A 14234-nucleotide genomic window follows, 5' to 3' on the forward strand; every position below is an offset into this window, starting at 1 on the left:
AATGGCGTTGCGCATCCTTCTGGCTGACGACGAAAAAGAATTTGTGGATACCCTGGCCGAGCGCCTTTCGCTACGCGGATACGCGCCCTATGTGGTCTATGACGGCATCAGCGCCCTGCAGGCGGCCACGCCTGAAAAACCCGATGTCGTCGTGCTTGATCTTTTCATGCCCGGTTTGGCGGGCGACGAGGTGCTGCGCCGCCTCAAGGTGCTGTATCCTGATTTGCCGGTTATCCTGCTCACTGGGCACGAGGCGGTGGATGACAATGGCATCAGCCCCGTGGCGCAGGCCTTTGCCTGCCTGACCAAACCGCTGAGCTTCAATGTTTTTTTGGAAACGCTGCAGGCAGCGGCGCGTGAAGGCAAGGAATGCGCAACCGAGGGAGGCAGGCCATGAATGAAAGTCAGTGCATGGCACGACTGCTGGCCTCAGCCGTTCACGACATGCGCAACGTGCTGGCCGTAATACGCGAATCAGCCGGTCTGGCGCAGGATCTTGCCTCTCTCGCGGGCAGCAAGGCAGTTTCGGCACCGGGGGCAGAGCGTCTTTCGTCGGCCTTGAGCGAGGTGCAGCGTTCCATCATTCAGGGCGCGGCGCTTTCGGAGGCCATGGACTATATGGCGCAGGCAGGCGGTATGGAGCCGGGCGGAGCCGGGCCGTGCGATCTTGCGCGGGTATGCCGCAGTTTTTGCCTGCTGGCGGCGCGACAGGCTCGCGCGGCGCAGATATGCCTGACCTGCGGCGAAACCGGCGAACCCGTGTGGGCCAACGTGCCGCCGCTGGCCGTACTGCGCTCTCTGCTGGAAGTGTTTGACCTCTGCGCCTCGGTAGGCGGGCAGGTAAACCTGCGCCTCACCGCTGGCCGGCGGCAAAAAGATGAAGGCATCATTGTCGAAGCGCTGGAGGGCGCCAACCGGGAGATGGCCCTTGCGGCCATGACCGGCAGCCCCATGCTCGACGGCCTGCACCCTGGCTGGCGGGCGGTGCTAATGCCCTGGCGTGACGCCGGGCCAAGATTTTTCCTTTCCATTTCGGCCTGCGATAGCGAAGGCGAATAACTGGCGCCGGCATGTTGCCGGGCCTTCAAGGAGTATTCCATGACCAAGGAAGACATCAAAATCCTGCTGGTGGACGACGAAAAGCAGTTTGTGGACACGCTGTCGGAGCGCCTGGCCATGCGCGGCTTTGAAGCGCGGGTTGCCTACGATGGCCCCGAAGCACTCAAGGCTGTCGAAAAGCCCACCGACGTTATCGTGCTTGACCTGCGCATGCCCGGCATGGACGGTTTTGAAGTGCTGCGCAATGTCAAAAAAAGCAATCCGCAGGTGCAGGTCATCATTCTTACCGGTCATGGCGGCGATGCCGAAGAGCAGACCGCTTACCGCATGGGCGCGTACAACTTCCTCAGAAAGCCCATGGACATTGACGAACTGCTCAACAGCATCCGCATGGCCTACCGTGACAAGCTCGAAAACGCCATGGTGGCCGTTTCGCTGGCCGAATGCGGCGACTTTGACTCTGCCAGAGATGTCTTGAATGAAAAAGACGTGATGGAAGAACACGGTAAATAGATTGTGATGCAATATGGCCGTACAGGCCGGATGTCGTATCCGGCCTGCGGCTTGTGAGGTGCGGCCCAGCGGCCCGCGCCTCGGCAGTGGTTCGCCCTGGGAGTTCGCCATGCGTGTACTTGTTGTGGATGACGAACCTGCCTTTTCGGAACCTTTGGCAGAGCGTCTTGCCTTGCGCGGTTATGAAACAGCAACCGCACTGGATGCCGATGCCGCGCTGGCAGAGCTGGCCTGCGGCCCCCGCGACCTCATCTTTCTTGATGTGGGGCTGCCTGGCATGGACGGCGTGGATCTGCTGAAGATCTTGCGCGAGCGTTACCCGCAAAGCGACGTGGTGATGCTGTCGGGCGCTGGCGACATGGGCAAGGCCGTGCAGGCCATGCGCCGCGGGGCGTTGAACTGGCTTTCAAAACCCGTTGGCATGGACGGCATACTGGACGAGTGTCGCAAGGCCGCGGAGCGCGCGGGCGCGCGGCAGGAGGCGGCCCGGCTGGCTGAGGCGGCACGCTGGCGCAGCTTTGGGCGCGTGGCCGAGGGCGTGGCCCACGAGGTCAACAATCCGTTGAACATCATCGTGCAGGCTGCTGGCCTCATACGCGACTGCCTTGAAGAGCCCGACGCCCAGTCTCTGCCCGATATCGGCGAAGTGCGCGACGCGGTGGACACCATCCGGGCGCAGGGCCTGCGAGTGCGCGAAATAACGCGCAAGCTGCTGATGGTCGGGCACGGGCTTGACCCCCGTGTGGGTGCGCTGGATGTGGCCGCCGAGGTGGGGCAGGTGCTGCGGCTTTTGCGCGAGCGTATGGAAAACGCCCATGTGCGTTGCGACGTTGTTATCCCTCAGGGCGAGGATGCGCCGCGCCCTCTGGGTTCCGCTCCGGAATTGCAGCAGATATGTCTGCACCTGCTGGAGAATGCCCTGGACGCGCTGAGCGATGACGACGCCACGGCACGAGCCGCTTTCGCCGACGGCGCGGCGGCCGCGCAGGACAGGCTTGTTGTTCTTGCAGCTTCCACGCGGCGCGACACGCAGGGGCGCGACTGGTATGATCTTGTGGTGCGCGACAACGGCCCCGGCATCGCGCCCGACATCATGCCGCACATATTTGAACCTTTTTTTAGCACGCGCGCGCTGCAAAGCCCTTCAGCCGGTCATGCCGCAGGCGGCAAAACGCTAGGCCGCTACGTGGGGCTGGGTCTTGCCGTAGCCCGCTCGCTGGCCCACGCACGCGGCGGCGAGTTGACAGCGGCCAACGGGCCGCACGGCGGGGCGGAATTCTGCCTCAGCCTGCCGCTGGCGGAGCCTCTGGGCCTGCCGAACCCGACGGCAGAAGCATAGCCGTACGAATTACCATATTACGTGCACAGGTTCAGCGACTGAACCGCTGCGCCAGCCATCACCTCCAATCGCCCCAAGCGCTTACGGTGGACGCCCCTCGCCATGGGTTCGGCGGGGGGCAATGTCTTTTGGCCGCTGGCCGCAAAAAAGCCCCCTGCCGCAAACAGCAGGGGGCTTGAATCATTTGTCTGGTTTGTCCTAATCGGGCAACAGCACTTCTGTCTGAAATCCAGAGGCCACGCATTTGGCTACAAGGTCGCCTGAACCGTCGTAAATCTTGACGTCGTAGTTGAGAATATGCTTGCCGTTGCGCACTACGGCGGCCTCGGCCGTGAGGGGCGAAACCCTGCCGGGGCGCAGGTATTCAATGGTGGTGTTCAGGCTGACCACGCCGTAGTCTTTGCCTGCATTGGCCGCCGCGCCAAAGGCCACATCGGCCAGGGCAAAAATGGCGCCGCCGTGGGCCATGCCCATGCCGTTTTTGTGATTGTCGGTAATGGGCATGGTAACCTTGGCATATTCCGGAGTGGCGTTTTCAATGTTCATGCCGAGAAAACGCATCAATTTGTCGTGTTTTTTTACGTAATTTTTCATACCGTCTCCACACTATCAAAAAAGGGCTGAAAGCCGAAACTCTCAGCCCGTGCCTGTTTTGCAATGAGCGTCCGGGGCAGGGTTATTCAACCTGCTGGATGCCGTCCAGTTTCCAGTTGCCCCCTGAGACCGGTCGCAGGAAGTGCCAGACTTCCCGCACGGACGAGGGCGTCTCCTGCGCCGGGGTTTCGCGCAGCAGCACGTCAAAGAACACCTGGGCGTACTGTTCGTCGCCTTCATCGTGCACGCCCAGCAGTTGGGCGTTGACCAGCAAAATTTCTGTAGTGCTGGGCTTGGGGTCGGCGGCCATCTGCTCGCGTACCGATTGCTGCACTGCCTCGGTGGCAAACTGCGAGATGTCGTTCATGTCGCGTTTGTCCCACGCGGCCTGCAGGCGGGTGTAGGCCATCTTGGCCCCGCGCAGAAATTCTTCGGCGTCAAAGCCGGGGGGCATGGGAATCTGCGGGCCGGGCACGTCTGCCTGGGCAGCGCCCTGATTACGCAGCGCCTCCCAGCCGTTGCCGGAGGCGTCCTCGCGCATCATGCCCGCTTCGGGCTGCGCGGACGAGTTTTGCATGCCTTGCGCACCTGCACCCGCTTGCGCGGGCCTTTGCGAACCCCGAAAGGCCGCAAACAGCTTGAGCCCGATGAAGATCATCAGGCCAAAAAGCAGAATATCCATAAAGCCGCCGCCAGCAAAGCCGTGTCCGCCCAGTAGCGAGCCTATGAGCGTGCCCGCCAGCAGACCGCCCATAAGGCCGCCCATGCCGCCAAAAAGACCGCCAGGTCTGCTGGGCGCGGGAGCCTGCTGGGGTTGGGCCTGGGTCTGGCCGGGGTTGGGTTTGCTTTGGAACGCGGGCTGCGGAGGACGCGGCGCGGGCGTACTCATAAAGGGTTTGCTGCCAAAAGAGCTGCCGCCGCCAAGGCGGGCAGCAAGTGCGTCATCCGACATGGCGAGCATGAGCGAACAGCAAAGCAGAACCAGAATAGAAGAAAAAGCTTTTATTTGCATAAACATCTCCCATAAGGGCGGTGTTGGTCATTTTCCTGAATATCAGACATGACCGGGAAGGACTTTCTGTACGTGCCTTATTTACTATAATCATTATGCCGATTAAGGCAAGTTGGCCCGCAACACGCCAAAAGCGCGGGTAACAGCGCTCCGTCGCGGGATTTTTATTGCGCGGCAGGGGCAAGGACAACTGGCGGGTCAGCCGGAGGGGTTGCTATTTTTGCAGCGAAATCAGCCCGTCCAGAATTGTCCACGGGTTGGGCGGACAGCCGGGGATAAAAAGATCCACAGGCAGCAGATCGGTGACGCCCTTGTTGCACTGGTCACTGTCGCGAAACAGCCCGCCCGAAATGGCGCACGCGCCCACAGCCACCACAAGGCGAGGTTGCGGAACGGCGTTAAAGGTGTCCAGCAGGGCCAGACGCATGTTTTCCGAAACAGGGCCGGTAACGGCAATGCCGTCGGCATGCCGGGGCGAGGCCACAAAGTCGATGCCAAACCGGCCCAGATCATACACCAGCGTGGTCAGAACATTGCTGTCGGCCTCGCAGGCGTTGCAGCCCCCAGCGCTGACCTGGCGCAGCTTGAGCGAGCGGCGGAATAGTGCACACCGGGGCGGCGTGGGCTGCTCTGCATGGGGCTGACCGGGAACAACCAGCAGACCCTCGCGGGTAAACGAAGCCATGCGGTGCTGCCCGGTAAAGGTAAAGGCCCCCTTGGGGCAGGCCGCGCGGCACGCGCCGCAAAAGGTGCAGCGTCCCATGTCGAGGGTAGGCGTGCCGTCTTCACGCCCTGCCGTGGGCAGCAAAGCGCCTGCGGGGCAGGCCTGAAAGCAGGCGCGGCACGCGCCGCACGCAACCGGGGCAAGCTCTGGCCTGCCCAGAAACCGGGGCGAGAGCGCGGGCTGACGGTTGGGGTAATCCAGCGTGCGGTATTGCTGGTGCAGGCGTTCCTTGATGATGCGCAGCATGTCAAAGCCTCACAGATCGTACCCGCAGTACGAGAGGTTGAAGCTCTTGTTGCAGAGCGGAAAGTCTGAAATCTGGTTGTCGCGTAAGGCCATGGCAAGACCCGTCCAGTTGTGGAACGAGGGGTCGATGACCTTGTAGGCCAAAAAACGGCTGTCAGGCCCGGTAACTGCCACGTGGCATATTTCGCCGCGCCAGCCTTCCACCTGCGACACCGCCAGGGTATCGGGCGGCAGAGAGGCCGCATCCAGCGCAGGGGCCTGGTCTGCCAGCGGGGGAATGGCCGCCAGCGTGTCGAGGTCCGCCTCGATCAGCCGCAGCGAGTCGTCCAGCTCGTTGCTGCGCACAAGGGTGCGGGCCAGCACGTCGCCGCTGGTCTCCACGCGCGGGGCGCAGTCCCTGTTGGGCAGGTCGGCAAGAGGAAAGTGAAACCGGGCGTCAATTTTAAGCCCGCAGGCGCGAGCGGCCATACCTACCATGCCAAGGTTCTGGGCGATCTCCCTGCTGACGTATCCCGTGCCGGTAAGCCGCTCAAGCACGCTCTGGCTGTGCAGCATCACGTCCACAGCGCCGCGCACGTCGCGCCCGGCGTCCCTGATGCGATGCAGCATGTCGGCGCATTCGTCGGCGTTCAGGTCGCAGGCCGTGCCGCCAAATCGCAGCAGGCCCCGGCCAAACCGGTTGCCGCACAGGCAGGCCGTGGTATTGAGAAAATCACCGCGTATGCGGCCATTCCACGAGGCGGTCGGCAAAAAGCCCGTATCGCCCGCTATGGCCCCAAGGTCTCCCGTGTGGTTGGCAAGGCGCTCAAGCTCCAGCCCGACCCGACGCAAACGGTGGGCGCGCGGCGCGACCACGCAACCGGCAAGGCGCTCGAGCAGCACGCAGTGCGCCGTGGCGTGCCCGACCGTGGTGTCGCCTGCGGCGCATTCCAGCAGGGGCAGGCAGCGGGCCAGCGGACCGCGCGTGAGCATGCGCTCCAGCCCCCGGTGTTGATAGCCCAGGGCAATCTCGAGATGCAGCACGTTTTCACCGTAGCACTGAAAGCGAAAATGCCCAGGTTCGATAACCCCGGCGTGCACCGGGCCCACGGCTACTTCATGAATTTCTTCGCCCTCAACCCGAAAAAAAGCAAAGGGTGCAGCCGCAGGTTGCGGCGCAGAGGCCAACGAGCCGCCTTCGGCCAGGGTGCGGGCATGGGCCTCGGCGGCGTCGGGGATGCGCCTTACGCTCTTGAGCCAGGGATGCCCCACGGGCTCAATGCCCCACTGCTCGAAAATTTCGCGTTCAAATAGATGGGCCTGCGGCGCGGACGGCGTCATGGAGGCAAAGGATTGCAGGGGAACGGTGCGCAGGGCCGCAAGATAGTGCGAGCTGTCCTGCGCCAGCACGCAGCACAGGCCTGCAGGGGCAGCATGGTCCTGCGATTCCGGCAGACCAAACAGGGCAAGCAGCCGCCAGCCTTCCGCAAGGTAGCGACGCAAAAAATCACCCATTTCTTCTGCGGAAACCGGGGGCATGCCCGCAAGCGGCACGGTATCGCGGTAATCGAATAGCATGGGTCCTCTCACCAAATGCGGTTTCGCGTTTGTAATGCGTCAGGTCTGGCGCTTATGCGCCGATAAGCGCGGCGGCGCGGGTAAGAAAATTCCACAGCCAGTCTGGTATCCACAGCCCCAGGGTCAGCACGGCAAGCCCCAGAGCCAGCGGCGGCAGCACGCTCAAAGCCGGTTCGGTGTTTGACGGCGGCAGATCCACGGGCCGGTTGCCCTGCACCATGCGCAGCACAGAGACGGAAAGCCCCACAAAGATGATGGCCAGCAATACCAGATACCCTGCGGAAAGCCACGGCAGCCCCGCAGCCAGCATGCCCTTGAAAATCAGCAGTTCGCTGACAAAAAGCCCGAACGGCGGCGAACCCGCCACAGCCAGAAAGCCCGCAGTCCACAGCGCCGCCGTGGCGGGCATGGTCCAGCGCATGCCGTGCACGTCGTAGCTGGAATACGTGTGGTAGCGGGCCAAAATATTGCCCGAAAGCAAAAACAGCATGCACTTGGTGAGCGAATGGCAGACCGCGTGCAGCATCGCGCCGGGCACGGCCACGCCGCCCACGCCGATGCCAAGGGCCAGAATGCCCATGTGCTCGACGCTCGAATAGGCCAGCATGCGCTTGTAGTGCCCCTGACCCACGATAAAGATGGCGGCGGTCATGAGCGACAGCAGACCAAAAAACATGAGCATGCCGCCCGAAAGATCGCCCAGACCGGCGGCCAGCATTATCTGGTGGCCGCGCAGCATGCCGAGCATGGCGCAGTTGAGCAGCGCCCCCGAAAGCAGGGCCGAAACCAGCGACGGAGCCTGACTGTGGGCGTCGGGCAGCCAGTTGTGCAGGGGGGCAAGGCCCATCTTGGTGCCATAGCCCACCAGCAGAAACACAAAGGCCGCCTTGAGCCACGTGGGCTCGGCCAGCTGCGCGTTGCGTACAAACCAGCCTACCTGGTCCATGCCGTCTGCCGCGCCCATTGTGCCCTCCGCTCCGTGAAAGGCGACCGCGAGCAGAATATTGCCCAGCAGCGCAAGCGCAATGCCCACCGAGCAGATGATCAGATATTTCCAGGTGGCCTCAAGCGAGCGCTTGTGACGGTGAAAATAAATAAGCTGTGCGCTGGCAAGCGTGGTGCCTTCAATGCCCACCCATTGCGCGCCCATGTGCGGCGTAATGGTGACCAGCGTCATGGCTCCGAGAAAAAAGCACAGGCAGGCGGTAAAGCGACGCTCCGGCGCATTGGTGAAGCGTCCGTGGTCGAGAATATTGGTATGCACGCCGATGCGTTCTTCTTCGCGCAGGTAGTGCATGGCATAAAAGGACGCGGCCAGAAACAGCAGGCTGGCCAGCAGCAAAAAAAGCACCCCCAGCGCGTCCGGGGCCAGCAAACCGTCAAGTTCCGACGGGGTTTCGCCTCTGGCGACCCGCGCGGCGGTCATGACGGCAATGACGGTGTGCGCCAGCGCCGTCAGGGGCAGGCCCACGCGGCAGATCACGGCGCGGCCCCACAGCAGCATCATGCAGCCGGCGCAGAGGGGGATAAAAAGAAGAGCTGTCAGCATGCGCGCGTCCTAATCTCTGAGGCTGCGGAACCGGGCCACGTCAATGGAAGCAAAAGAGTCGCTGATGTGGTTGATGGCTATGCCCATGACAAACACCGCCACAAAAACGTCCAGCAGCAGGGCCAGTTCAAACCACACCGTACCAGTAGTCATCAGCGGCACGCCCAGCAAAAAGATGCCGTTTTCCGCCACCAGATAGCCAATGACCTGAGTGATGGCCTTGATGCGGCCCACAATGAGGATCAGCCCGCAAAACAGCGTGGCCAGCCCCGTGGGCAGCAGCAACGGCGGAAACAGCCCCAGCGGCATGACCAGTTTGCCGTCCAGCCAGATGGAAAACACCAGCCCGGCCATACCGGCCAGCACGCCCAGACCCACGCGGCGGGCGGGGCAGACGAGAGCGTCGGCGGGCAGCCTTTTTTGCGTGCGCCACAGCATGCCGGGCAGCAGAGCGCCCTTGATCAGCAACACCGCGCCTGCCAGCAGGGCATGCTCAAGACTCACCAGCAGGGCCGCCAGCAGCAGCCCCTGCAGGGCCGTGAGCCTGGTCATGCCGGGTACGCGGCGCGTGCCCAGCAGAAAAAAATTGCTCAGCACAAGCAAAAAAAGGCAGGATTGCAAGAGCGTGGTCATGGCTACCTCGCCTGGGTAAGAATAAGCGCCAGCGTGCCCATGGCCCCCGCCGCGCCAAGCAGATACGGAACCCGCTCCATGCGCAGCCGCGCCATGACCGATTCCACAATGCCCACAACAACTGCCAGCAGCAGCACAATGCCCACGCGCAAGCCCATCTGCTGCCACAGGGGCAGGGCGGGCGTAAGCAGGCCCGCAATCAGCGCCGCGAAAAACCAGAGTTTGAGGGCCCCGCCATACAGTATCATGGCCAGATTGGGGCCGGAGTGGTCAAGCACCATGACTTCATGTATCATGGTCAGTTCAAGGTGCGTGTTGGGGTCGTCCACCGGGATGCGGCAGTTTTCCACCAGCAGCAGCACAAAAAATATCACGGGCAGCAACAGCAGCTCGCCCCTGCCGGTCAGCCACGCCCCGGCGGTCTGCCCGCTGAACAGGGTTGAAAGGCTGAAGGCCGTATCCGCGCTGTGCCCGAGCCCCAGGCACAGGCTGGTGAGCACCATGAGCGCAAGAAAAAACACCGGTTCCGCAAGGGCGGAGAACGTGGCCTCGCGGCTTGCGCCCATGCCTTCAAAGGCCGAGCCGGTATCCAGCGCGCCAAGCATGACGGCAAAGCGCCCCATGCCAAGCAGGTAGGCCGCCAGCACAAAGTCGCCCGCAAAGGCCAGCGGCGAAGCCGCGCCGCCAAGTGGCAACAGGGCCAGGGCGCACAGCGTGCCCGCCAGGGCTATGGAAGGCGCGGCCGCAAACGTCCAGGTGGAGGTGCGGCTGATAACCTCGCCCTTGCGCAGCAGTTTGGCGATGTCGTAGTAGGTCTGCAGCACGGGCTTGCCGTGCCTGCCCGCGTATTTGGCCTTGACCCGGTTGATGATGCCGGGCAGCAGCGGTGCCAGGACCAGCGCCAGGGCAAACTGCGTCAGATACACTGCAAGGTTGGCGTTCATGAGCGCAGCCCCCACACCAGCAGCCCCACCACGGTGGCCAGAATATAAAGGATGTACAGGTGGATTTTGCCGTGCTGGATCACCTTGCAGGCATTGCAGATGCTCTCCACCGCCGAAAACAGCGGGGTAAACAGGCCGCTGCGCAGGCGGTCGGGCGCGGTGACGCTCAGCTCGCCGTGCTTGGGAAAAATTCCGTCATCCATATGCAGCTGGGTTTTGAGACCCATGGCCGGGGCAAATATCTTTGCCGTGGGTTCCGAAAAACCGGCGTCCGTGTACTGGATACGCGCGGAACCTGCCTGAAAGCCGCAACCCCAGGTGGGCATGGCCTCGACGGCGCGTTTTTTGAGCAGGCATTTGCGGACAAGCAGAAATACCAGCGCCAGGGCAAGCCCCGCGCCGCCGATCGCGGCTGCCGCGCCAAGGCTTGCGTGGGCCCTGGCCAGCCCGCTCAGCCCGGCCTGCTGCAGGTGCGGGGGCAAGGGCAGCGCGCTGTGCGCGGCCCCGGCGGCCAGATCAAAAAAACACGGCGCGGCCAGACCGCCAGCCAGACAGGCGGCGGCGGGCAGGGCCAGGGGCCAGAGCGTGCGCCACGAAAGGGGGTGAACATTGGCGGCCATTTCTGAACGGGGTTCGCCCAAAAAGGCGATGCCGTATGCCTTGGCGTACAGGGCCGCCGCAAGGCCGCTGATGCAGGCAAGGCCCGCCAGCGCCAGCAGCAGCCCCACCTGACGCTCCACGCCGGACAGGGCGGGGCCGTCCAGCAGCGAAAGCCCCAGCACCAGCTCGCCCGCAAATCCGTTAAACGGCGGCAGGCAGGCTATGGCCGCAGCGCCTACGGCAAAGGCCGCGCCCAGCAGGGGCAGGCGTTTTTGCAGGCCGCCCAGATGCTGCATGCGCACGGTGCCCGTGGCGTGCAGCACTTCGCCCGCGCACAAAAAAAGCAGTCCCTTGAATGCGGAGTGGTTGAGCATGTGCAAAAGCGCGCCCGAAAATCCCAGCACGGCAATCCAGGCGTTGCCGCAGCTTTGACCGATGAGCCCCGCGCCCAGACCCATGACCATCAGGCCCATGTTTTCTACGCTCGAATAGGCGAGCAGACGCTTGAGGTTGCTCTGGGCCGTGGCTTTTAAAATGCCCATCAGGGCGGTGCCAAGCCCCAGAAGCAGCAGGGCCCAACCCCACCATTCAGGCGTTGCGCCCGCAGGGGCCAGCATGCCCACGCTGCGGAGTATTCCGTAAAAACCGGCGTTGATCATCGCGCCCGACAGCAGGGCAGAGATGTGGCTGGGCGCGGCGGGGTGCGCCTCGGGCAGCCAGATGTGCAGGGGCGCCAGTCCGGCTTTGGCCCCAAAACCAAGCACAGCCAGCACAAACAGTGTGGTGAGCAGGCCGGGGCCAGAGTATGCCGATGTCTGTTCCATGGCGCGGGCCAGCGCCGCGCCGCCCTGCAGGGCCTCAAGCGAGGTGTCGCCCGTGATCTGCCACAGCAGGGTAAAAAAGGCCATCAGGGCCACAGCGCCAAGGTGGGCGGCCACCAGGTAGACCCACGAGGCGTCGCGCACCTTGCTGTCGCCGTCGTTAAAATCAATGAGAAAGAACGGCGCGAGCGACATGATCTCCCACGCCAGCATGAACAGCACGGCGTCGCGGGCGGTCATCACCAGGGCAAGGCCGATGAGCAGCATATGAAAAAAGAACCAGTGCGCGGCAAGGTTGTGGCGCTCCGGTTCTTCATGCCGCAGGGCAATGCCCCCGGCGGCGGCGCAGGTCAGGCCCAGGCCAAAGACGGGCAGCAGAAACAGGCGGCTCAGGGCATCCATGCCCAGTGCGCACGTCCCCACGGGCAGCGCCAGCGGCAACAGCAGGCTTTCGTGCCCGTCCCAGGGGCCGGAGGCGACGGCGTACAGGCCCGCAGCGCAACCCGCAAAGGCGCCCAGAACACCAACCACGCTGGCCGTGCGTCCGGTGGCCTTTGAGGGCGGGCGCACAGCCAGAAGAGCGCACAGTACGGCAGACGCCGCCAGTATGCCGATGGCAGTGATAAACAAAAACATGGCTGCCGGAAAACCTACGCCATGCCGTTTTTCAGCTGCGTGTCAAAGTAGGCGATGGTTTTGGCCAGGCCTTCTGCAAGCGCGACCTTTGGTTCCCAGCCCAGCTTTTCGCGGGCCAGGGTGATGTCGGGCTTGCGCTGCTTGGGGTCGTCGCCGGGCAGCGGTTCGTAGGTGATCACCGATTTGCTGCCGGTCATTTCCACAACTTTTTCGGCCAGCTCACGGATGGTGAATTCACCGGGGTTGCCCATGTTCATGGGGCCGATAAAGTCAATGGGCGAGGCCATGAAGCGGATCATGCCCTCCACCAGATCGTCCACATAGCAGAACGAGCGGGTCTGCGAGCCGTCGCCGTAGATGGTGATTGGCTGGCCCTTGAGCGCCTGAATGATAAAGTTGGACACCACGCGGCCATCGTTGGGATGCATCTTGGGCCCGTATGTGTTGAAGATGCGGCCCACCTTGATGGGCAGGTCGCCCTGACGCCAGTAGGCAAAAAACAGCGCCTCGGCGCAGCGTTTGCCTTCGTCGTAGCAGGAGCGGATGCCGTTGGGGTTCACATGGCCCCAGTAGCTCTCGGGCTGCGGATGAATGTCGGGGTCGCCGTACACTTCGCTGGTGGAAGCCTGATATATGCGCGCGCCGAGCCTTTTGGCCAGGCCCAGCATGTTGATGGCGCCGTGCACGCAGGTCTTGATGGTCTGCACCGGGTCGTGCTGGTAATGTATGGGCGAGGCCGGGCAGGCCAGATTGTAGATTTCATCCACCTCTACAAAGAGGGGAAAGGTCACGTCGTGGCGGATCAGCTCAAACCTGCGGTTGTCCATGAGCGCTTCCACGTTGGCGCGGGCGCTGGAAAAGAAATTGTCCACGCAGAGCACTTCGTGCCCTTCGTTGAGCAGGCGTTCGCACAGGTGTGAACCCAAAAAACCGGAACCGCCGGTGACCAGAATGCGTTTGCGGAGATGCATGATTCCCCCTGAAAAAAGTATAAGAAGCCAGCATAAAACCGGCAAATCCAGTAAAGCATAGCCCCATTGTCCGGGCTTTGCAATGGTGACTCCGCGCAGCGAACATCCGGGGCCTCAAGTTGTCTCTTGCATTACAGCAGTGCCGATTGCTATGTATCGGCCGCGAGGTAAATCATGTCAAAAAAATCTGTGGACCGCATTGATCCTCTCTCCCTGGCTTTGCCCCTTGCAGGGGTGGACAGCCACGCCCATCTGGACGGGCAGGAATTTGATGCGGACAGAGACGCCGTGCTGGAGAGGGCCCATGCGGCGGGCGTGGCGCAGGTGGGCAACGTCTTTTTGGGGCCGGACGAATACCATGCGGGACGGGGGCTGTTTGAGGCCCGCCCCGAGGTGTTTTTTCTCATGGGTATACACCCCTGCGACGGGCAAAAGTGCACGCAGCAACGTCTGGAGGCCATGCGGGCCGCCTTTGCCGCCGATGCGCGGCTTAAGGCCGTGGGCGAAATCGGCCTCGATTTTTATTGGCCCGACTGCCCCAGAGAAATACAGTATGAGGCCCTGCGCACGCAGCTGGCGCTCGCCCGCGCTGTGGAGCGCCCGGTGGTCATCCACTGCCGCGAGGCCGAGGAGGAAACCCTCATGACCCTTGAGGCCGAGGGCTTTGCCGGGTACCCGCTGCTGTGGCACTGTTTTGGTCAGGGGCCGGATACCGCCCGCCGCATCCTGCGCAACGGCTGGCATATTTCCATTCCCGGCCCGGTTACCTACAAGGCCAACGACGCCCTGCGCGAGGCTGTAGCGCTGATACCCGCCGACCGCCTGCTGCTTGAAACAGACGCTCCCTACCTTGCGCCGCTGCCCTGGCGCGGCAAGCGCAACGAGCCAGCCTTTACCGTGTTTACCGTGCGGGCCATGGCCGAAGCGCGGGGAGAAAACGCCGCAGACCTCTGGCGCGCCTGCGGCGACAACGCCCGCCGGTTTTTCGGGCTGACAGCGGCTGTCTGAGCGGGTTTACGGCGATTGGCAGGCTGTC

The 14234-nt window shown here is 63.0% G+C and carries 14 protein-coding genes; 5 read left to right on the forward strand and 9 right to left on the reverse strand.

Annotation, left to right across the window (positions count from 1 at the left end):
• Window position 1 precedes the first annotated feature (1 nt).
• The 4 genes from DDIC_RS03235 to DDIC_RS03250 all read left to right on the forward strand — a co-directional run bounded on the left by DDIC_RS03235 (window position 2) and on the right by DDIC_RS03250 (window position 2911).
• The gene (locus tag DDIC_RS03235) at window positions 2-397 is read left to right on the forward strand and encodes a response regulator (RefSeq protein ID WP_136399118.1); all 396 of its coding nucleotides are present in this window, start codon (window positions 2-4) and stop codon (window positions 395-397) included.
• The gene (locus tag DDIC_RS03240) at window positions 394-1059 is read left to right on the forward strand and encodes a sensor histidine kinase (RefSeq protein WP_136399119.1); all 666 of its coding nucleotides are present in this window, start codon (window positions 394-396) and stop codon (window positions 1057-1059) included. The genes DDIC_RS03235 and DDIC_RS03240 overlap by 4 nt, the downstream gene beginning before the upstream one ends.
• Window positions 1060-1098: 39 nt before the next feature.
• A complete protein-coding gene (locus tag DDIC_RS03245; protein ID WP_136399120.1) occupies window positions 1099-1572 on the forward strand; it encodes a response regulator in 474 nt (157 codons plus the stop codon).
• A 109-nt stretch (window positions 1573-1681) separates the two neighbouring features.
• On the forward strand, window positions 1682-2911 hold the full coding sequence (locus tag DDIC_RS03250; protein ID WP_136399121.1) for a hybrid sensor histidine kinase/response regulator: 1230 nt from the start codon (window positions 1682-1684) through the stop codon (window positions 2909-2911).
• A gap of 198 nt (window positions 2912-3109) precedes the next feature.
• Here DDIC_RS03250 and DDIC_RS03255 read toward each other — a convergent pair whose 3' ends face one another.
• The 9 genes from DDIC_RS03255 to DDIC_RS03295 all read right to left on the reverse strand — a co-directional run bounded on the left by DDIC_RS03255 (window position 3110) and on the right by DDIC_RS03295 (window position 13198).
• Window positions 3110-3505 carry a PaaI family thioesterase gene (locus DDIC_RS03255; protein ID WP_136399122.1) on the reverse strand — a complete coding sequence of 132 codons (396 nt, stop codon included), beginning with the start codon at window positions 3503-3505 and terminating at the stop codon, window positions 3110-3112.
• 82 nt (window positions 3506-3587) lie between these two features.
• Complete coding sequence (locus DDIC_RS03260; protein ID WP_136399123.1) at window positions 3588-4517, reverse strand: Tim44 domain-containing protein; 930 nt, start codon at window positions 4515-4517, stop codon at window positions 3588-3590.
• Window positions 4518-4731: 214 nt separating this feature from the next.
• Complete coding sequence (locus DDIC_RS03265) at window positions 4732-5487, reverse strand: 4Fe-4S dicluster domain-containing protein (RefSeq protein WP_136399124.1); 756 nt, start codon at window positions 5485-5487, stop codon at window positions 4732-4734.
• A 9-nt stretch (window positions 5488-5496) separates the two neighbouring features.
• On the reverse strand, window positions 5497-7044 hold the full coding sequence (locus DDIC_RS03270; RefSeq protein WP_136399125.1) for an NADH-quinone oxidoreductase subunit C: 1548 nt from the start codon (window positions 7042-7044) through the stop codon (window positions 5497-5499).
• Window positions 7045-7096: 52 nt separating this feature from the next.
• Window positions 7097-8593: a proton-conducting transporter membrane subunit gene (locus DDIC_RS03275; protein WP_136399126.1), complete on the reverse strand. Its 1497-nt coding sequence runs from the start codon at window positions 8591-8593 to the stop codon at window positions 7097-7099.
• A 9-nt stretch (window positions 8594-8602) separates the two neighbouring features.
• Window positions 8603-9226, reverse strand: a complete 624-nt coding sequence (locus tag DDIC_RS03280) for a hydrogenase-4 component E (protein WP_136399127.1) — start codon at window positions 9224-9226, stop codon at window positions 8603-8605.
• 2 nt (window positions 9227-9228) lie between these two features.
• Complete coding sequence (locus DDIC_RS03285; RefSeq protein ID WP_136399128.1) at window positions 9229-10170, reverse strand: respiratory chain complex I subunit 1 family protein; 942 nt, start codon at window positions 10168-10170, stop codon at window positions 9229-9231.
• On the reverse strand, window positions 10167-12227 hold the full coding sequence (locus DDIC_RS03290; RefSeq protein ID WP_136399129.1) for a proton-conducting transporter membrane subunit: 2061 nt from the start codon (window positions 12225-12227) through the stop codon (window positions 10167-10169). Before DDIC_RS03290 ends, DDIC_RS03285 begins: the two co-directional genes overlap by 4 nt.
• 14 nt (window positions 12228-12241) lie before the next feature.
• Window positions 12242-13198, reverse strand: a complete 957-nt coding sequence (locus tag DDIC_RS03295) for a UDP-glucuronic acid decarboxylase family protein (protein ID WP_136399130.1) — start codon at window positions 13196-13198, stop codon at window positions 12242-12244.
• Window positions 13199-13372: 174 nt separating this feature from the next.
• Between DDIC_RS03295 and DDIC_RS03300 the strand changes: the two genes are divergently transcribed.
• The gene (locus DDIC_RS03300; protein WP_136399131.1) at window positions 13373-14206 is read left to right on the forward strand and encodes a TatD family hydrolase; all 834 of its coding nucleotides are present in this window, start codon (window positions 13373-13375) and stop codon (window positions 14204-14206) included.
• The last annotated feature ends 28 nt before the right edge of the window (window positions 14207-14234 follow it).

The organism is Desulfovibrio desulfuricans (assembly GCF_004801255.1).
Classification (GTDB): domain Bacteria; phylum Desulfobacterota; class Desulfovibrionia; order Desulfovibrionales; family Desulfovibrionaceae; genus Desulfovibrio; species Desulfovibrio desulfuricans_C.

Excerpts from the sequence above, each read along its gene's own strand:
- DDIC_RS03295 (WP_136399130.1), bottom strand. The coding sequence starts at position 13,198 with ATGCATCTCCGCAAACGCATTCTGGTCACCGGCGGTTCCGGTTTTTTG.
- DDIC_RS03300 (WP_136399131.1), top strand. The coding sequence starts at position 13,373 with ATGTCAAAAAAATCTGTGGACCGCATTGATCCTCTCTCCCTGGCTTTG.
- DDIC_RS03245 (WP_136399120.1), top strand. The coding sequence starts at position 1,099 with ATGACCAAGGAAGACATCAAAATCCTGCTGGTGGACGACGAAAAGCAG.
- DDIC_RS03255 (WP_136399122.1), bottom strand. The coding sequence starts at position 3,505 with ATGAAAAATTACGTAAAAAAACACGACAAATTGATGCGTTTTCTCGGC.
- DDIC_RS03280 (WP_136399127.1), bottom strand. The coding sequence starts at position 9,226 with ATGACCACGCTCTTGCAATCCTGCCTTTTTTTGCTTGTGCTGAGCAAT.
- DDIC_RS03240 (WP_136399119.1), top strand. The coding sequence starts at position 394 with ATGAATGAAAGTCAGTGCATGGCACGACTGCTGGCCTCAGCCGTTCAC.
- DDIC_RS03290 (WP_136399129.1), bottom strand. The coding sequence starts at position 12,227 with ATGTTTTTGTTTATCACTGCCATCGGCATACTGGCGGCGTCTGCCGTA.
- DDIC_RS03265 (WP_136399124.1), bottom strand. The coding sequence starts at position 5,487 with ATGCTGCGCATCATCAAGGAACGCCTGCACCAGCAATACCGCACGCTG.
- DDIC_RS03270 (WP_136399125.1), bottom strand. The coding sequence starts at position 7,044 with ATGCTATTCGATTACCGCGATACCGTGCCGCTTGCGGGCATGCCCCCG.
- DDIC_RS03285 (WP_136399128.1), bottom strand. The coding sequence starts at position 10,170 with ATGAACGCCAACCTTGCAGTGTATCTGACGCAGTTTGCCCTGGCGCTG.
- DDIC_RS03275 (WP_136399126.1), bottom strand. The coding sequence starts at position 8,593 with ATGCTGACAGCTCTTCTTTTTATCCCCCTCTGCGCCGGCTGCATGATG.
- DDIC_RS03235 (WP_136399118.1), top strand. The coding sequence starts at position 2 with ATGGCGTTGCGCATCCTTCTGGCTGACGACGAAAAAGAATTTGTGGAT.
- DDIC_RS03260 (WP_136399123.1), bottom strand. The coding sequence starts at position 4,517 with ATGCAAATAAAAGCTTTTTCTTCTATTCTGGTTCTGCTTTGCTGTTCG.
- DDIC_RS03250 (WP_136399121.1), top strand. The coding sequence starts at position 1,682 with ATGCGTGTACTTGTTGTGGATGACGAACCTGCCTTTTCGGAACCTTTG.